Here is an 18,330-nt window from a genome sequence, read left to right as displayed (position 1 = left end):
CTTAATAAGTGCTCCAATGCTGATCCTGAATCAAAGCCACAAACTGGCGTAACTCATTCTCAAGAGGACGATCTTCACTGACCAGTTCAAAACGCTCGAACACTTCTTGTAATGTCTGCAAAACATTTTCGGAGAGAGATGACTCCTGCAGCTGATCCTGGCGAATGCGTAACTGAACTGCCTGACTTGCTGCCATCAAAGAAGCTGCGGCAACCTGTTCGGTTAACTCTAAAATCCGTAAACAATCTCTGGCAGCGATAGTGCCCATACTGACTTTATCCTGGTTATGGCACTCGGTTGAGCGAGAAAAAACACTGGCTGGCATGGTTACTTTAAGAGCTTCAGCAGTCCAGGCGCTGATGCCGATTTGTACCGCCTTAAAACCATGATTTAATGGCTTTCTGTCTTCAGTTGCAGCCGATAAATTGTTCGGTAATCCATGATTGAACTTGTTATCCATTAACAGGGCCATTTGTCGATCCATCAGATCAGCCAGATTGGCGACACCTGTTTTCATAGTATCCATCACCATAGCGATATGACCACCATAGAAATGACCACCATGCAGAACATGCTGTCCTTCGCCATCAATAATAGGATTATCATTAGCACTGTTTAATTCAGTTTCGATGACCTGCTTGAACCAGGGCATGGCATCGTTCAATGCACCGATAATATGTGGCGCACAGCGGATGGAGTAACGATCCTGTAGACGTTCGGAATTCCTTGGGTGTTTGTGGTGGTTCAGATCGTCACGGATCCAGGCTGCCACCTGATTTTGCCCAGGGTGAGGTTTTACTGAGAATAAAATATCATCAAAGTGCGCGCTATTACCCTGTAATGCAATGGAGCATAAAGAAGTAATGCGCGAGCATAACTGAATCAAGTATTCGGCACGGCTATAGGCCAGACAGGCCAGGGCTGTCATGACCGCTGTACCATTCATGACCGCCAGCCCTTCTTTTGGCTGTAAACGGATAGGCTCTATGCCAAGATCCTGAAAGACTTCTTGTGCAGGCTTTATTGCACCATCAAACATAACGTCGCGCTCACCAATCAGAGCTGCAGCCACATAAGATAGCGGGGTCAGGTCGCCGCTGGCACCTACAGATCCTTCTTCTGGGATGCGTGGAAGAATATCGTGTTCCAGCAGTCGATTTAATTGCTCTAACAGTTGCCAGCTGACACCTGAATATCCCTGACACAGAGAGGCTAGCCGGGTGGCTAGAATGGCGCGGGTTTGCTGGGCATTAAAGATATTGCCAAGCCCACAGCCATGGAACCTGGTCAGGTGCAAAGGGAGTTCCGGAACATTGGCTAATGGCACCTGTGTAGTAACTGAGTCACCATATCCTGTCGTAACGCCATAAATAACACCATCTTCCCGCAACAGAGTCTTAATAAAGTCAGCACCCTGCTCTATACGCGCCTTAAATTGAGGATCGCAGTTTAGCGATGCTGTCGCGTTGCGCTGAGCTAGCTGATTAATATCCTGGATTGTGAGTGGTTGCTGACCAAATGTAATGTTCGGTTTATTGGTTGTCACGGTTATTCTTCTCTTGAGTGTTTATGGTATTACGCTGAATATAGTTAACGTCATCTTTTTGCCAGAAATTATAAAAATTAAACCATTGATAAGGGGCTTTTAGGCAATAATGCTCCAGCCTTTTTGCGTAATCTGTAATGATGGATTGTAACTGCTCGTTTTTATTAGTTCTAGCAAGTTTCAGGCTGTCCGCAAAGGGTTCCAGGTATAGGTGATACTGACCGGATTGTTTAAGACAGAATAAAAGATAGGTTGGACATTCGAGTAAACTGGCCAGGATAAAGGGTCCCTGAGAAAAGGGAGCCGGCTGATCCAGGAAAGGAGCATAATTCACGCGTCCATATTGGGTTACCGAAGTTCTGTCGCCGACGATAATGACGATCTCACCAGCCTCTACTTTCTGTTTAAGTTCTATGGCAGTGTCAGCCCCCATTGTGTCGACCTGTATAAGGTTTACCGATGCTTTTGGATTAAATTTTTCTAGAGCTTTCTGGAATTTCAAGGCATGCTTGGTAAATACCAGGGCATTAATCTTCAGGGAAGAGTCGGATTCACCGATAGCGCGACACAGTTCAAGATTACCCAGGTGCGAACCGATGAAGACAGCACCCTGCGGACTCTTATTGTTACGCAGTTGGGCAAAAACATCTGCGTGATGAAACACAATATCAGACAGATGTACATCTCCCAGCCAGCCTCTAATTTTATCGACCGCAGCTAAGCCAAACTGATAAAAATGTTTATAGACATGATACCAGCGAACTTTTTTGCTTGAGCCCGTGTACTGATTAATTTGACGCAAATATTGGTAAGACGCTCGGCGAGCCTTATTGCCAGTTAGCACGAAGTAGGCAATAACCGGGTTCAATGCGACTCTAAACAGCCACTGCCCAAAAATTCGATACAGCCAGACCAGTATCTGTATCCCCAAGGTTGAGCCTCTTTCTTCGGTAGCAGACCAATGGCTATCGGGTCTGGATTTTTTTTTGAAGTGACGTGCAATGAGACCCGGTGCGCGCGGCAGCATGCCAAAAAAGAGTTTGGTATGCATTTTTGTAATTAACCAGTTGTCTTTGAACATCCTGAAGTGGGAAGAGCCATCTTCGGGGTAAATCACTTTGGTTGGAAAGTTGATGATCTCAACTGACTGCCAATATAGTTTGACCAGGATTTCGGTGTCGAAATCCATGCGCTGGCCAATCGAGGTTGATTGGATTAAGGCTACTGTAGTCTCCAACGGGTACAGTCGATAGCCACACATCGAATCCTTAATCTTGAATGACAGAGTTTCAACCCAAACCCAGAAGTGAGTGATATAACGTGGAATCAAACGACCAAGAGGAACTGACTCATCATAATCAGGAATTCCACAGATAACTGCATCTGGGTTGTTCTGGCTGAGGCTAATAAAGTTAGGAATATCCTTCAGATTATGCTGCCCATCAGCATCAACCTGTATGGCATGAGTATAGCCTTGCTTATGGGCTTCAATAAACCCAGCCATGACTGCCCCGCCCTTTCCGGAATTTTGTTCAAGGTTAATGACTTGAAGAAAGGGATAGTTGTTTGGAAGTTGATTAAGATAGTGGCTGGTTGATGTATCGCTTCCATCATTCACCATAATTACCGGAAGAGATAAGTCAGCGACAGATTGCAGTACCCCATCAATATGCTGAGTGTGGTTATAGTTTGGGATAACGATACAGTAAGAAGATTTCATCAGGAGTTTGGCTAAGCTGAATTTTGGCAATCATCAAGATGTATTTTCCCTGATGAAAATTGATGGTCATGATTAAAAAATCGAAAAGAAAGCTGCTGTTTATTAAGGTCATGAGCCAATTCAAGCGAAACAGGCGTATTTGGTGTGATCACGTGCTGAAATTTTAGTGCTGAAATCTTGTCGATGACTGCCCTTTTTTCTGGGTTAAGGTTGGTCGCCAGCAGCTGATTAAAAAAATGAAGAGACCACCCAATCTGTACTACGCCGGGCACAATCGGGAACTGATCAAAATGACCTTCAAAGGCATCAAGTGCAGGCTTGATATCTAATTCTAGCAATACACTGTGGTCACCAGCATTCTGAGACAATATTTCAGGGTAATCCATATTTAAAAAAGCCCCATCAGTTGATCCAGGGTTAGCTTACCTTGTGAGTTATAGGGTAGCTGTTCAAGGTAACGCCATTTTCTTGGTATGGCAACGGCTTCATAACGTTCAGCAAGCTCCGATCTAAGGCGTTGATTGATATAATGTTTGCCATGGCTGTTAAGAAGCTGGCGGCCAGTTTCACTCAAAACAATTACCGCTCCCAAATAGGTTCTATGGTGCTGTAGGACAACGACTTTTGCTGCATTGACTAAAGAGGACTCTAGAAGTGTTGTTTCTATGGCATCCAGGGAGACACGCTTTTCCTCAATTTTCACGACTCGATCCAGTCTGCCCAGTATTCGAAACTGGCCAGTTGGAAGCAGCTCGATATCGTCATCCAGTTGATAGGGGGCGCTTAAGTATGGTGATGAAAGAATAGTTATTCCTTCTGCATTCTGCTGCATGGACATACCAGGAAAGAAAGTCCAGCAGGCCTGACTCTCACTCTGGGTGCGGTAACCTATGCCTCCGGTTTCAGTGCTACCAAAAACTTCAACCGGGAAGATCCCCAGTTGTTCATAAGATGCTTGGGCTGCTGCTTCACTCAATAAGCTACCTGAACTAAAACATTGTGTTAACTCGATAGCTTCAAGCTCATGATCCTGTCTTGATAAAAATGCGGGGCTTGAAATCAGGCAGACTTCAGAGAGAGGTCGATACAGTGATCTCAGCTGCTCCTGATACAGCACAATCTCCGCATAAAATGGAAACCGATATAATAATGGCCAGAGCAACCTGAAGATGAGGCCATAAATATGGTGATGAGAAACGGTTGATAAAAAAGTGCAACTGGAAACACTCGAGCCAAATATTGAATGAATGCAACTGACTTCAGTTAATAATTGTTGAATTGTTTTACTGATAGCTTTCGGTTGGCTGGTAGAGCCTGAAGTAAAAAACGTCAGACTGTTGTCCAGTTGTGTGGGTATAGTTACGGCTAGATCTAGGTCAGCTTGCTTTAATTCAGGTGTGTGAAAGTGATCACCTGCCAGTAAAGGCTCTAATGTAGCATCACCAATAATCGCATCAAAATGGTGGCTAATTTGGCTTAACCAATCAGATTTTACGTTAGCGGTAAGAACTACATTTTTCTGTAACAGAAATAATGCAATAAGATTTACCGCAAAAGTATAGCTATGATCGGTAAAAAGGAGGTAGCGTTGATGTGGATACTGTTGGATGTTGTTAATGGCTCTGGCCAGATCCTGACGAAAGCGAGAATGTGAATATTGCTGCTGCTTATCATACGCAACACAATGATCATCATTGGTTTGTATTAGCTGATAGAGTTTGTCCAATGCTTCCATGGATCCACCTCAGGCCTTCTTAAGTACGAGGCGACGATAGCCCCACTCCCCAATAAACAATAACCCCATGAGCAGATAGGAAATTAACCCGTTGTACAGTGCCCATATTTCAACTGTGGTGAAAAAAACGGTATATAAGGAAACCAGGATGTTCAAAACAAAAAAGAGACACCATATTTTAGTTACCCTAGTAGTATAGGGAATAGCTTCAGGTGGAAGCTCGCTGGTTTGCAGACGAGCAAAGCGTTCTATGATTGTTGGTGGGGCATACAGGCTATAACTGAAAATGGCCAAAAAACTACCAGTGACAATGACTGGATATAATTTCAGGCCAAGCGTTGAGTTCAGTATAAAACTTAATCCTGCTACAGAGAGTCCTGTTACCAATACAATCAGCCAAAGACCCTTCATGGTTTCCATGAGCTTGCTACGAGCTAAGAAGCCGCGAAGTAAAACCAGGACAGCAAGTATGATAGCGATTGTTTTAGGTTGCAGATGCTGTAAACCGAAATAAACCGCAACGGGATACAGCAATACCGCAAAGGCAATAAGAAATTTAAGCAGGTGATGGAGCATCAGTTGTGGACTAGATCATAAACTGCATCAACCACATGCTGCATGGTACGAACCGCTTTAAAGGTCTCAGGATTGACTGATTTACCCGTCATTTCCTGAAGCTTAATCACCAGATCAACCGTATCGATGCTGTCTAAATCAAGGTCAGTGTATAAATTAGCTTCGAGGGTAATATCATCACCATCAACTTCAAAATCGTCGACCAGAATGGTAACCAGCTCTTGATAGATGTGATCCTTGGTATCAAATTTAGCCATCAGTTAGCCCCTCTTTGTTGTTCAATAAACGAAGCAAGAGTACCTACTGAATAAAAATGCTTTTTTGACTCTTCAGAGTCAGAATCCAGTTTAATATTGAATTGCTTTTTTATTGCCAGCCCCAATTCAAGCGCATCGATGGAATCAAGACCTAACCCGTCGCCGAATAATGGCTCATCAGTTTCTATGTCATCAATGCTAATATCTTCAAGATCAAGAGAATCGATAATGATCTCTTTAATCTCGGTTTCTAAGGATTTCATTTTGTGCCACTTCCTCTTTTAGAACAGTCTTAATATGCTCCGTTAATCGTCTTGCCGCGATTGATTCATTTTTTTCTTGGTTAATGAACGGAGTAATGTCAATTTCCTCTACAACCCTCATCGTAAAGTATGCTTTGCGGTCAGGGATTTGATACCACTTTTCTTGTTTAGTTAGTGTGGTAGGGTCACAGTCAATAATTACCGGTAACAGATTAGTCTGACAACGTATAGCAATATTGGCTGCTCCGCGCTGCAGTTTAATCGGTTTATTCGGAACAGTCCGAGTACCCTCAGGAAATATCACGAGATTATAACCTTCCTGCAGGCTTATTTTACAGTTTTGGATGAGTTTATTTACATCCTGGTCATTGTTGATGAAATCAGCGACACGCACTACCCGTTTAAGGAAAAAGTTATTCCAGAGCCCCTGCTTTACAACGCAATCGGCATTCGGAATTAATGAAATCAGTGCTACAACGTCAATCAAAGTCGGGTGATTGGCAATAACGATTTTACCCTGGATGCCTTCCAGCTGTTCTTTGGCGGCAGATAAGTCGAACCTGAAGATTCCCAACGCCTGCATAAATCGAATAAAAATATACCAGGAGCGATGAATGAGATAGCGGGCTTTACGTTTTCGAACTAAGGGATCTCGGTTAAAAAGAGCGATGATTGGAAACACTATCAGGGATAATAAAAGTCCGCCAATACCAAAGGTAGTGAAAGATAGGCCGGTGGCAAAAACACGCCAAATGTAATTGATTTTATTAAACATTCTTTATGAATTTCCAGCTTGTATCATCCGTAGTTATGGCTATTGAAGGGGTTTCTTTAAGTAAAAAATCATAAAATGCCAGAGCCATTGGTAACTCCGGTACCTGCAAATTTGATTGTGGCTCAAACGACAGGCCAATGCTAGATGGCGCGGCATTGGGGCTGGTTAGCAATAACGAAAGACTGTAACTGGGGTAAAGTTTTTTCTGAAGCTCGGATAAAGGGTGGCTAACCTCAAGATCAAAGCAGGTTAACAGGACCTGCTTTTCCGGAAATCTTTGCAACAAATTATAGCTTTCAAGCAATGCATAACCAAAGGTGTCTGGGCCGGCGGCAATGCTGGTCCCTGCCTGTTTGTTTTTTGTGAAGATGGAGAAAAGACCCAATGAGGCATTATGAACCGATAAGCTGAAATCCTTTGGTGACACTTCATGCTCTTGAAACATGCTATCCACAATGCTGACGGTGCGATTGAGCTCGCCATGCTGGGAAGCAAAGACACTCAGGCATTCTTCTGAACTGGAAACTGCCTGCTCAATACAATTGAGAGAAGTGTGCATCGCCAATTTGCTAAGACCGCTCAGGCGACGCCGTTTAATAGGAGGTATTTGTTTAAGAGTAATCGGGTCGAAATCAGCATGATCCGTTAGCGATGGCAGGTTACATGACTCTTTGTATCCAGGATCAATCCAACAATATGAAGATAGAACTCCCAGTTTTATAGTTATATTATGCATATATAGTCTATCTTGTTATTAAAAGTCGTTAACTGGCGAGAGTCTAGCCGATTTAAGGGGCTTCTTCAAACGAAAGGCCCGTGATATATGGCAAGTAGCTAATAAAAAAGCCACCCGCAGGTGGCTTAAAAACAGCGTTAAGAATTACTGATACTTAGCTACTATCGGATTCACTTCATTACCGGTAACCAAAGTCTTAATGGTGTCTTGTAACGCTTTAGACTTTTCCGGTGTTAGCCCTTTTTTGCTGAACATGAAAGAGACATTATCACTTGGAATTTTGATGTTGGACTCTTTCACCTGTGACTCAAGGCCTTTGCGTTTAATGATATAACGACCTTCTACTGGGTCAGTCAGAACACCATCAATCGTACTGTAGATTACATTATAGAAACTCTGCTCTCCTGAGTTGCCGTCAATGAATAAGGGGCCATACTGAGGATGATTCATCAAGTTATAAACATCTTCGCCATAATAGTAATCGTTAGTGATTCCTACTTTGTTGCCACCACTTAAAAATCCTGCCAGCTTACCGCCCTGATAATCATTGGTCGAGCGGACGAACAAGGAGAAGGATTCGCTACGGTAAGGAACTGAAAAGTCAGCATATACTTTACGTTCAGGAGTTTCAGTTGCCCCTCCAAGAACATCAATCTCGCCATTCTCAAGGGCTGTTAACAACTCGGTCCAGCTTTTCTGAACGTATTGAATATTACATTGAGTAGCATCGGCAGCTTTCTTGAAAATTTCGATATCGATGCCCTGCATCTCGCCATTATGAAGAAATTGATAAGGTGGACGTGGCTCCCAGCCATATTTGATCACACAATCATAGTTTTTTGCGGTGCTCGTTTCTGTAGCTGCAGGATTGGTATCCCCTCCTCCGCAAGCCACAAGTAAAAATGTACTAACAAACAAAAAGGTGCTTAGACGATTCATAAAGCCTCCCCAAGCTTTTTAATTATAATCACAGCTTCATCTTGCTACTAAATGTGAACTGGATCAAGTATTTGTTGTATAAAAAGCCGACAAACGGGATGAAAAGTGAGCTATAGTTGCTTGAATTGTCGACAATTGGTGCAAAAAACAAACCAAAAGTGACTTAAAGGTGTAAATTTTTCAGAATGGATGACTAAAGCGACCTGGCATAAAAAAAGCGACCAATTTGGTCGCTTTTGAACATAAATGTAAAATCTATGCAATTAACTGAAATTAGCTAATAGCATTCTTGATTTTATTCATGGCGTTTTTCTCAAGCTGACGAATACGCTCAGCTGAAACACCATATTTATCTGCTAAATCATGCAAAGTTGCTTTTTGGTCATTTAGCCAGCGCTGTTGCAAGATATCCTGGCTTCTTTCATCCAGAGTTTTCAAGGCAGATAGTAGTCGAGTTTCACGCTGATCCTGCCAATCTTCCTGTTCAATGGCTACCGCCGGATCGGAGTTTGGTGACTCAAGATAATGAACCGGAGCATACACTGCATCATCGTCATCGCTGGCATGTGGTGCATCAAATGAAGCATCATGGGCATTCAGGCGCCCTTCCATACGTCTGACTTCTTCTTCGCTTACCCCTAGATCCTGAGCGACTGCATTGATTTCATCATTGTTAAGCCAGTTTAAGGTTTTCTTTTTAGAGCGTAGATTAAAGAATAATTTGCGTTGCGCCTTTGTGGTTGCAACTTTGACAATTCGCCAGTTACGCAATACATATTCGTGGATCTCGGCTTTAATCCAGTGTACAGCAAAGGACACTAGACGCACGCCAACGCTAGGATCAAAGCGCTTAACTGCTTTCATCAGGCCAATATTACCTTCTTGGATTAAATCGGCCTGTGGCAAACCATAACCACTATAACTTCTTGCAATATGTACCACAAAGCGTAAGTGAGCCATTACTAACTGGCGGGCAGCTTCAAGGTCGTTATGGTCATGAAACTGATATGCTAATTTTTGTTCTTCTTCAACGGAAAGGACAGGAATAGCACTGACGGTACTGATATAACCATCAATACTGCCTGTTGGAACGGCTAACGCCATGTTCATTGGAATATTGCTCATGCATTCCCTCCGAGTGATAAAGATTGACCAATATTAGCACTGTTTAACTGAGAGTGCTAATATTTTGGCACTCTGAACCTAAGAGTGCTAATTCAAAAAAAAGTTCAATACAAAATTGATGGGCTAGGCGAGATTCTATAAGGCCTGGCGGGTCATTTGTATCCCTGAAAGAAGTAACCTACACCTATCGTATTCATAAATAAAGTGAAACTTCTTAAAGTCTGAGGCTAGCTTTGTAACAGGACATTAACAGGCTAATAAAGGGGGTTCCTGCCAGACCAAAAAACAGTCAGTTAGCAGGAACCAGGGCTAAGAAGGGAGCTGTTATTTAGCAGAAGCTTCTACTTCGATGATGATATGAACATCGTCGCCTACTGCCGGTACACCATAAATCATGCCGAATTCTGAGCGTTTGATTGAACCTGTCGCTGAAAAGCCAACATGTGGTTCTTCGCTCATTGGGTGGATGCCTGCTTGATTTAAGGTTAAATCAAGGGTGATTGGCTTGGTGGTGCCTAAAATTGTTAAATCACCATGTAATTTACCGGTATTCTCGCCGGTTTTTTCCAGTTTGGTGCTTTTGAAAGTCATGGCAGGAAACTGCTCAACGTCGAAAAAGTCAGCGCTACGCATGTGATCATTCCATTTCTTATTTTCCAGATCGATGCTTTTAGTATTGATGGATACTTCTGTCTGAGCGGTTGACCAGTCTTCTGGATCAAAGCTTAAAGTACCTTCAAAGGCACGGAACTTACCATATGAGTTAGAGTAACCTAAGTGATTGACTTTAAATATAATTTGGCTGTGAACCGTATCAAATTCATAGACAGCTGGCTTGGCATTGGCGGTAGCAATCAATGCCATTGCGCTAGCTGCAAACGCTAATAATGATTTCATAATGAGTTTCCTTTTCCAGTTGATAATAACGATGTCTATTCAAACAAGCTTAAAGACTATAAGCAAATAGCATAAAAGAATTATGAGTATTACTTCAGAGAATAGCTTCGGTATGAATAACAGTGATGGTTAGTGTAAGGCAAAGCTGTGATAAAAAAGTGAAAAGCACAATTAGACTGACCTTAGATATAGAAACAAGTGCAAACTAAGTGGGCTGAATATCCTTGAGGTGTTTGCTAACAGAGAACCAGGCACCGAATAGGCCAAGCGCAGAGCCGATAGCTAACAATGACAAAGTCTGTGTTGGAGCCAGTCCAATCAATGAAAAGCCACTGTTATAGAGCTCAGCCAGAGTGGAAGATGGTTGTAACAGCAGAAACAATACAATATTAACCATCAGAGCAGCGAGCAGGGCAGCTATCAAACCGTACCAGAAGCCACTGTACAGAAAAGGGCGTCTAATAAAGGCATCAGTCGCGCCAACCAGTTTTATTACCTGGATTTCCTCACGACGGTTAAGAATAGCTAACCTAATGGTGTTGCCGACAATCAATAGGACGCCAAAAGCGAGCAAAATGCTGACAAAAGTGCCTATTTTTTGAGAAATTTCAAGAATCGCCTGGTAACGTTGAATCCAAGCCATATCCAGCTGGGCGATATCGACCATTGGATTTTGTTCAAGCTCCTGAGCTAATTGCTCGAGCGAGTCTGCATCGGCATGGGTTTCATAGGGCGTCAGAATGATACTGTCCGGCAACGGATTTTCATTGAGGTAGTCCAGAGCGTTGCCAAATCCTGACTGTTGCTTGAATTCTTCTATGGCATCTTCTTTTGGAACTAGCACCACTTCTTTGAACTCAGGACGGAAACTCAACTCTTGAATCAGATCGGCTCTTTGCTGCTGATTGACGTTATCTTTAAGAAACAGCGCCATTTGCACGCCACCGCTCCAGTTGCTGCTGATCGCCTTGGCATTGGAGCTGAAAACATAAAATGCACTTGGAAGTGCTAATGCTATCGCTAATACGAGAATAGTAAGAAGGCTGTTTGCCGGATGGCGAAAAACATCCAGTAGGGTAGTCATCGCATTCTTCTTATGCAATGAGATGGCCATTCTGAAACGATCGATAAAACTGATCTTATAGGTGGTGTTCTGGCGACTACTCTTACTCATCGAAAGCTGCCTCTGCCAGTTCGTTGCGAATGGTACGTCCTTCTTTTAAGGTAATGACCGGGTGTCGCATACGGGCGATCAAAGCCAGGTCGTGTGAGGCAATGAGAACCGACACGCCGACCTGATTAAATTCGGCAAACAGATTCATAATATCGGCTGATAATTCAGGATCCAGATTACCGGTTGGCTCATCCGCCAGAAGCAGCGGGGGCTTATTGACCACTGCGCGGGCAATTCCCACGCGTTGCTGTTCACCGCCAGACAATTGAATCGGTAATTGCTTTTCTTTGCTGAGCAGGCCGACCTTGTCCAGTGCCGCTCTTACGCGTTTTGGAATATCACGGTCAGAAACGCCAGCAATAATTAAGGGTAGGGCGACATTATCAAAGACGGTGCGGTCAAATAACAGGCGATGATCCTGAAAAATCATGCCAATTTTACGGCGATGATAGGGAATATGACGATCTTTAACCTTGCTGATATTTTGCCCATCAAGAATGACCTGACCGCGAGTAGGGCGTTCCATCAGAGCGATTAATTTCAACAGGGTACTTTTACCCGCGCCACTATGACCGGTCAAAAATGCCATTTCACCAGCAGGCAGTTCGAAGCTCACCCCTTTGAGTGCCTCGTGACCACCTTCATAGCGTTTAAAAACCTGGTGAAATTCAATCATAGATTATGAGTAATTAGTTATTTTTCTGCATTGTCGTTAGTTGCGAAAAGCGCCTGAATAAAATCCTGACCATTGAACTCACGCAAATCATCAATGCTTTCGCCTACCCCAATAAAACGTATTGGCGTTTTCATTTTATCTGCCAATGCAAAAATGATACCACCTTTTGCCGTTCCATCCAGCTTGGTGATGGTAATTCCGCTAAGTGGTACTGCTTTATTAAAGTGTTCGGCCTGGTTCAATGCATTCTGACCAGTGCCTGCATCAACCACCAACATTGTTTCGTGCGGTGCGCTAGGATCCAGCTTTTGCATGACCCGCTTAACTTTCGCCAGCTCATCCATCAGATTGGACTTGGTATGCAGACGTCCTGCGGTATCAGCGATTAAAACATCAATATTACGAGCCTGGGCAGCCTGTAAGGCGTCAAAAATAACTGAAGCACTATCAGCGCCAGTGTGTTGTGCAGTGACATGGATATTATTGCGTTCACCCCACACCTGCAATTGCTCGACAGCTGCGGCGCGGAAAGTATCGCCAGCGGCCAACATCACCGACTTACCTTCGCTTTGGAATTTCTTAGCCAGCTTACCTATAGTGGTAGTTTTACCAACACCATTGACCCCAACCATCAGGATGACAAAAGGTTTGTGCGTCAGTTCTAGCGGCTTGCTGCAAGGCTCAATAATTTCTGAGAGCAGCTCACGAAGACGCTCCATCAATGCCTGCGGGTCTTTAAGTTCCTTACGGGCTGCCTTTTCGGTTAAGTCATCGATAATTTTGCGGGTGGCGCTGACGCCAACATCAGCCATCAATAATTGGGTTTCAATGTCTTCCAGTAGATCGTCATCGATTACTTTACTACCAAGAACCAGGTTGGCCAAGCTATCTGCTAGCTGCCCGCGGGTACGGCTAAGACCGGCTTTGAGGCGGGCAAAAAAGCCCTTTTTCTCAGTGGGCTCCTGGTCTGCATCCTGTTGGTTTTGCTCAATAAGTGTTGGAGCTGAAGATTCAATTTGCTCTTCGTGCTGAACCTGATGCTCATAAGCCTCTTCGATATCTTGCTCGACCTGTTCCTCTATTTGCTCTTCAAGCTGATGCTCGGCTTCTTCGAGAACTTCTTCTTCAGGAGAGTGCTCGCTTTCAAATTGAGATGATGATTCAGTAGAGTCTTTTTTGCCAAACCAGCCAAATAGGCCGCGTTTTGATTTATCTTTAGATTTTGAGTCGCTCATGGCAGTGACGTTATCAATGACTTGTTAAACTTTATAAAGGCGTTATCCTATCACTTTCAAGGCAGGTGCGTAAGAGATTTGCAGTGCACTGACAGAGCAAGCTCGAGCACCAGTGTAGAAGAGGCCACTTATGGCTAATCGAAATAAGATTGTAGAACAAAGTAAAAAGAAATCTTCCTCTCCCCACGCCAAAAAAGTGGGCCAGTTTCGTGTCATTGGCGGCAAGTGGAAGGGCCGCAAACTTCGTTTTATTGAAGTTGAAGGCTTAAGACCAAGCCTCGATAGAATTCGCGAGACCCTGTTTAACTGGCTGCAGAATGATATCCACGGTGCAAACTGTCTTGACCTGTTCGCTGGCTCTGGGGCGATTGGCATCGAAGCTCTTTCACGAGGCGCAACCAATGTTCAGTTTGTCGAGCTGAATCTCAAAGCTTTCCATCAGCTGGAAGAAAATCTTGGGCTGGTTAATGCAGACAATGCCTATGTGATGCATGGTGATGCTTTCGACTTCATTGAAAATAATGACCAGGAATTCGATATAATTTTCCTGGATCCGCCGTTTCATAAAGGGATAGCCCAAAGAGTCATCGAGCAATTGGCAACGGCCCATTGGCTCAAGCCTGAAACGATGATTTATATTGAAGTAGAGCAGGGGCTTGAGCTCAGTGTGCCAGAGAGCTGGATAGAATTAAAAGATAAGAAAGCAGGGCAGCTACAGTATAAGTTGTTTGAAGTAAACGCTGCCGGTTAACCGCTTTTATACAACACTTTAATCAAGTGGTAACCAAACCGTGTTTTAACCGGGCCAATTAAGGGCTTGTCTTCACTGCCTTTGGCAAATACAGCATTATCAAAGGGCTTAACCATCTGGCCGCGACGGAATTCACCTAAGTCACCCCCTTGTTTTTTTGAGGGGCACATGGAGTGACGTTTAGCCAGCTGATAAAAATCGGCGCCTTTTTCAATCTTGGCCTTAAGAGCCAGGGCCTCCTTTTCAGTCTTAACCAATATGTGTAAGGCAGATGCTTTAGCCATGAGGATTCCTTAAATTCATTCGATTCAGCTTAACTTGGGATAGCTTGTTTAACATAAACATCAAAGCGATTGGCCTTGCTTTCAATGCTCATTGAAGGTTTTTGTTGGTTGAGATAGGGCGCGTAACTGGGCCGTTTAACGACCACACGATATTTTGCATGTTCATGCGCTAATGGTAATAGCTCATCCGCATCAAGATCTTCACCAACCAGCAATTTCACTAGCCTCATCTCTTTTTTTACTGCAGCACTTTTGTTGCGTGGCGGAAACATGGGGTCGAGATAAATGATATCGGGTTGCTGCTCAGTCGACAGCTGCGGAATCAGTTCATTGGCCTGGCCCTGAATTAACAGAAAATCACTCGCGAATAGCTCATGAGTTTCGGGATGGCTTGCAGCGCGGGCGATGGCGTCCTGTAGCAGGGCCGCAACATAGGGTGAACGCTCAATCAATCGCAGGCGGCATCCAAGATTGCGTAATTCAGAGGCATCACGACCAAGCCCGCCCGTTGCATCGAGGATTGAGGGCTGCCAGTTATGCTTTAATCCACAGGCTTTGGCAATCTGTTGTTTGCGCCCACCGCCATGTGAACGGCGCCAGGCAATGGCTCCCTGAGTAAAGTCCAGAGAAAAGCCGGTTGCATGTCCATCCAGCTTGGCGTAAAAATGTAACACTTGATTGGCATCCTTTGGCTCAAAACAGAAGTAGCCAGCAAATGATTCCAGTTCGCTTGCATCAGTGATCACTGGCAAATCCGCCAGTAGAGGTGGTGGCGATACAGAGTCAGTTTGAAAAAAAGCTAAAGCATGCTTCACAATAAATTATTCACAGATGATGACAGAACCCGCACAGAATACCATTATTGAGCAACATATAAACCTTGAAGATGTTGCTGATCTGAATGATACCAACCCGCTCGAATTATTGGCGCAGGCCAGTGGCTTGTCAAAACAGAAAGTCAAAGATGCCATGAAAAAAGGGGCTGTTTGGTTATCTCGTGGCAAACAGGCCAGGCCCTTACGACGCAAGAATGCCAGTTTAAGTCTGGGTGATGAACTGCATCTTTACTATAACGAACAGGTTTTGAGCGAATCAGTCAGTAAGCCACAACTGATTGCTGACGAGGGCGATTACTCGGTATGGCATAAGCCCTATGGGGTCTGGTCTCAGGGTTCGAAGTGGGGCGATCACTGCTCTATTGGTCGCTTGGTTGAGGAGCATTTTGATTATAATCGACAAACCTATGTGGTGCATCGGCTCGATAGAGCGGCCAGAGGTTTAATCATTGTCGCGCATAATAAAGAAGCGGCTGCTGCACTGTCGGCTATGTTCGCTAAGCGCGCGGCAGAAAAGCATTATATCGCATGGGTCAGCGGCAAATTTCCTCATGATTCTATAACCATAGAAAAACCAATCGATAAGAAACCTGCCAAAAGTATTATGACTGTAAAAGAGTATGATGCGGAGTCAGATCGCAGCCTGCTGTCAGTGCAGATTTTAACCGGCAGAAAACATCAGATCCGGATTCACCTGGCATCTTTGGGCTTTCCCATTATCGGTGACAGGCTGTATGGCACCGCCGATGATCAAAGTCCCGATCTACAATTACTGGCCAACCAGCTTAGCTTTAAATGTCCATTAACGGGCGACTTAAAGCAGTATCAGCTCGAATAAATCCAATCAATTAATATGCGAAAAGACCAGCAGCTACTGAAGGAAATTAAAGCCTGCACTATCTGTCAGGATCTGCCGCTGGGTCCTAATCCAATTTTACAATTTAGTTCTAAGGCCAAAATATTGGTTGCTGGTCAGGCTCCGGGCCAGATCACTCACCACAAAGGCCGTCCTTTCGACGATGCCAGTGGCGATCGACTGCGGGAGTGGTTGGGCATCAATCGTGACACTTTCTATAACCCGGAAAAGTTGGCGGTAGTGCCAATGGGCTTTTGCTATCCTGGTAAAGGGAAGTCAGGGGATCTGGCACCCAAGGCCATTTGTGCAGCAACCTGGCGTAATAAAATACTAAAAGAGTTACCAAACATAGAACTGACATTGGTAATCGGCAAATATGCGATGGACTGGCATTTGCCTGAGAGAAAGGAAAAGAATCTCACCGAAACAGTCAGAAACTGGAAGCATTATATTGAACAGGATAATCCTATCCTGCCACTACCACATCCCAGTCCACGCAATAATATCTGGCTGAAGAAAAACCCTTGGTTTGAGGAAGAGGTCGTCAAATTTATAAGGAAGAGAGCGTCGGAGCTCATTAGAAACTAGAGGGATGCAAAATGTCTGAAGTATTAACAATTATCATTTTAACCACCCTGGCTGGTGCCTGTATTCCCTTGGGAGGATTCTTGGCGCGATTTGAAAAATTCAGGCCGCAATGGTTAGAAAAAGAGTTCCGACATTTTTTGATAGCGTTTGGTGGCGGTATTTTAATTGGTGCGGTAGCAGTGGTGCTGGTGCCTGAAGGTAAAGACCAACTCTCAGTACCTATGCTGGCGATTCCTATTTTTCTAACTGGAGGGATCTGCTTTTTTATTATCGAGCGATTACTTGGATTGCGACGAAGAGAAGCGCCCCAGTTAATGGGAATGGTGTTGGACTATGTACCAGAAGCTATCGCGCTTGGTGGAATGGTGGCAATTGAAGCGAAAACTGCACCTTTGCTGGCGATATTGATTGGACTGCAAAACCTACCAGAAGGGTTCAATAGTTACCGTGAACTTAAACAAATAAAGAAGAGCAATGATAAAAATTGGACAATGATGGTCATGCTCAGTCTGGTACTGCTAGGTCCAATTGCAGGCCTGTCTGGCTACTATTTGTTATCGGACTATCCAGATATTCTTGGTGGAATTATGCTTTTTGCCTCGGGTGGGATTTTGTATCTAATCTTTCAGGATATTGCACCGCAATCAAAACTAAACAAACATTGGGCTCCACCACTGGGAGCCATATTAGGATTTTGTTTAGCGCTGTTTAGTGAAATGCTAGTAGGGCACTAGTCTGTTTGTTTGCTTATTGCGTTTGACAGGATAGCTTGGAAAACCTCAGCACCTTTCTCACGAGCTAACTCAACATTCCTTTCAGGTATCGAATCGGGGTCATCGACAAACTCTAACGCCTTTTCAATACTGGCCTCACGCAGCAGATGCAGCATCGGATAAGGTGACCGGTTGGTATAGTTGGCAGGGTCATGTTTGAGTTGGCCTTCGAAACAGTAATCAGGATGGAAGCTGGCCAGTTGAAAAATGCCTTCCAGTTCCTGCATGGCCAAAAGCTCATTAGCCATGTCCAACAAATCCAGATAGTCCTCAAAATCAGCAAAACCCTTGGGCAAAATCACTAAAGTGGTTTCAATTGAAGCATCTTGCTCAAGCTCTGAAATCGCTTTCAATAAATCTTCCAGCGCCTGTTCAATTTTGTCTGCATCTGACACCCAATAGCGAATGGACTGACGGACAAATTCCCGTTTGGCGAAAGGGCAGAAGTTAAAACCAATGACGGTGTGTTCTAGCCAATAACGGGTGGCTTTAATAACGTCGGTATTTGAAAAGTCGGGCATAATGAATAGGGTTTTATAGAGTTGGCTAATGATAGCAGAGATGATCGGAATTGTTACATTCAAGTAA

22 protein-coding genes are annotated in these 18,330 nt (G+C 44.1%); 4 read left to right on the top strand and 18 right to left on the bottom strand.

Annotated elements, in window-relative coordinates:
• Nucleotide 1 precedes the first annotated feature (1 nt).
• From CW740_RS12120 to ftsY, 15 genes are all read right to left on the bottom strand, one after another.
• Nucleotides 2-1,546, bottom strand: a complete 1,545-nt coding sequence (locus tag CW740_RS12120; RefSeq protein WP_106647807.1) for an HAL/PAL/TAL family ammonia-lyase — start codon at nucleotides 1,544-1,546, stop codon at nucleotides 2-4.
• On the bottom strand, nucleotides 1,533-3,266 hold the full coding sequence (locus CW740_RS12115) for a glycosyltransferase family 2 protein (protein ID WP_188459673.1): 1,734 nt from the start codon (nucleotides 3,264-3,266) through the stop codon (nucleotides 1,533-1,535). The genes CW740_RS12120 and CW740_RS12115 overlap by 14 nt, the downstream gene beginning before the upstream one ends.
• Nucleotides 3,267-3,277: 11 nt before the next feature.
• The gene (locus CW740_RS12110; protein ID WP_106647802.1) at nucleotides 3,278-3,652 is read right to left on the bottom strand and encodes an ApeI family dehydratase; all 375 of its coding nucleotides are present in this window, start codon (nucleotides 3,650-3,652) and stop codon (nucleotides 3,278-3,280) included.
• A 2-nt stretch (nucleotides 3,653-3,654) separates the two neighbouring features.
• Nucleotides 3,655-5,001, bottom strand: coding sequence for an AMP-binding protein (locus CW740_RS12105; protein ID WP_106647800.1), 1,347 nt, complete (start codon nucleotides 4,999-5,001; stop codon nucleotides 3,655-3,657).
• Nucleotides 5,002-5,010: 9 nt separating this feature from the next.
• The gene (locus CW740_RS12100; protein WP_106647797.1) at nucleotides 5,011-5,577 is read right to left on the bottom strand and encodes a COG4648 family protein; all 567 of its coding nucleotides are present in this window, start codon (nucleotides 5,575-5,577) and stop codon (nucleotides 5,011-5,013) included.
• Complete coding sequence (locus tag CW740_RS12095) at nucleotides 5,577-5,834, bottom strand: acyl carrier protein (protein ID WP_106647794.1); 258 nt, start codon at nucleotides 5,832-5,834, stop codon at nucleotides 5,577-5,579. The genes CW740_RS12100 and CW740_RS12095 overlap by 1 nt, the downstream gene beginning before the upstream one ends.
• Nucleotides 5,834-6,097, bottom strand: coding sequence for a phosphopantetheine-binding protein (locus CW740_RS12090; protein ID WP_018623690.1), 264 nt, complete (start codon nucleotides 6,095-6,097; stop codon nucleotides 5,834-5,836). Before CW740_RS12090 ends, CW740_RS12095 begins: the two co-directional genes overlap by 1 nt.
• Nucleotides 6,072-6,872, bottom strand: coding sequence for a lysophospholipid acyltransferase family protein (locus CW740_RS12085; RefSeq protein WP_106647792.1), 801 nt, complete (start codon nucleotides 6,870-6,872; stop codon nucleotides 6,072-6,074). Before CW740_RS12085 ends, CW740_RS12090 begins: the two co-directional genes overlap by 26 nt.
• A complete protein-coding gene (locus tag CW740_RS12080; protein ID WP_106647789.1) occupies nucleotides 6,865-7,608 on the bottom strand; it encodes a beta-ketoacyl synthase chain length factor in 744 nt (247 codons plus the stop codon). Before CW740_RS12080 ends, CW740_RS12085 begins: the two co-directional genes overlap by 8 nt.
• Before the next feature lie 144 nt (nucleotides 7,609-7,752).
• A complete protein-coding gene (locus CW740_RS12075) occupies nucleotides 7,753-8,547 on the bottom strand; it encodes a substrate-binding periplasmic protein (RefSeq protein WP_106647786.1) in 795 nt (264 codons plus the stop codon).
• Between the two features lie 273 nt (nucleotides 8,548-8,820).
• Complete coding sequence (gene rpoH / locus CW740_RS12070; RefSeq protein ID WP_106647784.1) at nucleotides 8,821-9,672, bottom strand: RNA polymerase sigma factor RpoH; 852 nt, start codon at nucleotides 9,670-9,672, stop codon at nucleotides 8,821-8,823.
• A gap of 324 nt (nucleotides 9,673-9,996) precedes the next feature.
• Complete coding sequence (locus tag CW740_RS12065; RefSeq protein WP_106647781.1) at nucleotides 9,997-10,569, bottom strand: YceI family protein; 573 nt, start codon at nucleotides 10,567-10,569, stop codon at nucleotides 9,997-9,999.
• Between the two features lie 205 nt (nucleotides 10,570-10,774).
• Nucleotides 10,775-11,743, bottom strand: coding sequence for a permease-like cell division protein FtsX (ftsX, locus tag CW740_RS12060; protein ID WP_106647779.1), 969 nt, complete (start codon nucleotides 11,741-11,743; stop codon nucleotides 10,775-10,777).
• On the bottom strand, nucleotides 11,736-12,419 hold the full coding sequence (ftsE, locus tag CW740_RS12055) for a cell division ATP-binding protein FtsE (RefSeq protein ID WP_018623697.1): 684 nt from the start codon (nucleotides 12,417-12,419) through the stop codon (nucleotides 11,736-11,738). The genes ftsX and ftsE overlap by 8 nt, the downstream gene beginning before the upstream one ends.
• Before the next feature lie 17 nt (nucleotides 12,420-12,436).
• Nucleotides 12,437-13,654: a signal recognition particle-docking protein FtsY gene (gene ftsY / locus CW740_RS12050; protein WP_106647776.1), complete on the bottom strand. Its 1,218-nt coding sequence runs from the start codon at nucleotides 13,652-13,654 to the stop codon at nucleotides 12,437-12,439.
• Between the two features lie 130 nt (nucleotides 13,655-13,784).
• On the opposite strand from ftsY, the gene rsmD reads away from it, so the two are divergent.
• The gene (gene rsmD, locus CW740_RS12045; RefSeq protein WP_106647773.1) at nucleotides 13,785-14,405 is read left to right on the top strand and encodes a 16S rRNA (guanine(966)-N(2))-methyltransferase RsmD; all 621 of its coding nucleotides are present in this window, start codon (nucleotides 13,785-13,787) and stop codon (nucleotides 14,403-14,405) included.
• Here rsmD and CW740_RS12040 read toward each other — a convergent pair.
• Nucleotides 14,402-14,689 (bottom strand): peptidylprolyl isomerase, encoded by a 288-nt coding sequence (locus CW740_RS12040; RefSeq protein WP_106647770.1) that lies wholly within the window; start codon nucleotides 14,687-14,689, stop codon nucleotides 14,402-14,404. The two genes, rsmD and CW740_RS12040, sit on opposite strands and share 4 nt — an antisense overlap.
• A 29-nt stretch (nucleotides 14,690-14,718) precedes the next feature.
• Nucleotides 14,719-15,504, bottom strand: coding sequence for a class I SAM-dependent methyltransferase (locus tag CW740_RS12035; RefSeq protein ID WP_106647767.1), 786 nt, complete (start codon nucleotides 15,502-15,504; stop codon nucleotides 14,719-14,721).
• A gap of 16 nt (nucleotides 15,505-15,520) precedes the next feature.
• Between CW740_RS12035 and CW740_RS12030 the strand changes: the two genes are divergently transcribed.
• Genes CW740_RS12030 through CW740_RS12020 form a run of 3 tightly spaced genes read left to right on the top strand, consistent with a single transcriptional unit; the run spans nucleotide 15,521 to nucleotide 17,703 of the window.
• A complete protein-coding gene (locus tag CW740_RS12030) occupies nucleotides 15,521-16,363 on the top strand; it encodes an RluA family pseudouridine synthase (protein ID WP_106647765.1) in 843 nt (280 codons plus the stop codon).
• 15 nt (nucleotides 16,364-16,378) lie between these two features.
• Nucleotides 16,379-16,969 carry a uracil-DNA glycosylase family protein gene (locus CW740_RS12025; RefSeq protein ID WP_106647762.1) on the top strand — a complete coding sequence of 197 codons (591 nt, stop codon included), beginning with the start codon at nucleotides 16,379-16,381 and terminating at the stop codon, nucleotides 16,967-16,969.
• Nucleotides 16,970-16,980: 11 nt separating this feature from the next.
• A complete protein-coding gene (locus CW740_RS12020) occupies nucleotides 16,981-17,703 on the top strand; it encodes a ZIP family metal transporter (RefSeq protein ID WP_106647759.1) in 723 nt (240 codons plus the stop codon).
• Here CW740_RS12020 and CW740_RS12015 read toward each other — a convergent pair.
• The gene (locus tag CW740_RS12015) at nucleotides 17,700-18,263 is read right to left on the bottom strand and encodes a DUF1415 domain-containing protein (RefSeq protein ID WP_106647756.1); all 564 of its coding nucleotides are present in this window, start codon (nucleotides 18,261-18,263) and stop codon (nucleotides 17,700-17,702) included. The genes CW740_RS12020 and CW740_RS12015 overlap by 4 nt on opposite strands.
• Nucleotides 18,264-18,330: the final 67 nt, after the last annotated feature.

This window comes from Kangiella profundi, from assembly GCF_002838765.1.
GTDB lineage: Bacteria > Pseudomonadota > Gammaproteobacteria > Enterobacterales > Kangiellaceae > Kangiella > Kangiella profundi.
This window is presented reverse-complemented; position numbering and strand designations above follow the sequence as displayed.

What these genes read in the sequence shown, in the direction of transcription:
- CW740_RS12115 (WP_188459673.1), bottom strand. Translation starts at nt 3,266, where the DNA reads ATGAAATCTTCTTACTGTATCGTTATCCCAAACTATAACCACACTCAG.
- CW740_RS12110 (WP_106647802.1), bottom strand. Translation starts at nt 3,652, where the DNA reads ATGGATTACCCTGAAATATTGTCTCAGAATGCTGGTGACCACAGTGTA.
- CW740_RS12105 (WP_106647800.1), bottom strand. Translation starts at nt 5,001, where the DNA reads ATGGAAGCATTGGACAAACTCTATCAGCTAATACAAACCAATGATGAT.
- CW740_RS12100 (WP_106647797.1), bottom strand. Translation starts at nt 5,577, where the DNA reads ATGCTCCATCACCTGCTTAAATTTCTTATTGCCTTTGCGGTATTGCTG.
- CW740_RS12095 (WP_106647794.1), bottom strand. Translation starts at nt 5,834, where the DNA reads ATGGCTAAATTTGATACCAAGGATCACATCTATCAAGAGCTGGTTACC.
- CW740_RS12090 (WP_018623690.1), bottom strand. Translation starts at nt 6,097, where the DNA reads ATGAAATCCTTAGAAACCGAGATTAAAGAGATCATTATCGATTCTCTT.
- CW740_RS12085 (WP_106647792.1), bottom strand. Translation starts at nt 6,872, where the DNA reads ATGTTTAATAAAATCAATTACATTTGGCGTGTTTTTGCCACCGGCCTA.
- CW740_RS12080 (WP_106647789.1), bottom strand. Translation starts at nt 7,608, where the DNA reads ATGCATAATATAACTATAAAACTGGGAGTTCTATCTTCATATTGTTGG.
- CW740_RS12075 (WP_106647786.1), bottom strand. Translation starts at nt 8,547, where the DNA reads ATGAATCGTCTAAGCACCTTTTTGTTTGTTAGTACATTTTTACTTGTG.
- rpoH (WP_106647784.1), bottom strand. Translation starts at nt 9,672, where the DNA reads ATGAGCAATATTCCAATGAACATGGCGTTAGCCGTTCCAACAGGCAGT.
- CW740_RS12065 (WP_106647781.1), bottom strand. Translation starts at nt 10,569, where the DNA reads ATGAAATCATTATTAGCGTTTGCAGCTAGCGCAATGGCATTGATTGCT.
- ftsX (WP_106647779.1), bottom strand. Translation starts at nt 11,743, where the DNA reads ATGAGTAAGAGTAGTCGCCAGAACACCACCTATAAGATCAGTTTTATC.
- ftsE (WP_018623697.1), bottom strand. Translation starts at nt 12,419, where the DNA reads ATGATTGAATTTCACCAGGTTTTTAAACGCTATGAAGGTGGTCACGAG.
- ftsY (WP_106647776.1), bottom strand. Translation starts at nt 13,654, where the DNA reads ATGAGCGACTCAAAATCTAAAGATAAATCAAAACGCGGCCTATTTGGC.
- rsmD (WP_106647773.1), top strand. Translation starts at nt 13,785, where the DNA reads ATGGCTAATCGAAATAAGATTGTAGAACAAAGTAAAAAGAAATCTTCC.
- CW740_RS12040 (WP_106647770.1), bottom strand. Translation starts at nt 14,689, where the DNA reads ATGGCTAAAGCATCTGCCTTACACATATTGGTTAAGACTGAAAAGGAG.
- CW740_RS12030 (WP_106647765.1), top strand. Translation starts at nt 15,521, where the DNA reads ATGATGACAGAACCCGCACAGAATACCATTATTGAGCAACATATAAAC.
- CW740_RS12025 (WP_106647762.1), top strand. Translation starts at nt 16,379, where the DNA reads ATGCGAAAAGACCAGCAGCTACTGAAGGAAATTAAAGCCTGCACTATC.
- CW740_RS12020 (WP_106647759.1), top strand. Translation starts at nt 16,981, where the DNA reads ATGTCTGAAGTATTAACAATTATCATTTTAACCACCCTGGCTGGTGCC.
- CW740_RS12015 (WP_106647756.1), bottom strand. Translation starts at nt 18,263, where the DNA reads ATGCCCGACTTTTCAAATACCGACGTTATTAAAGCCACCCGTTATTGG.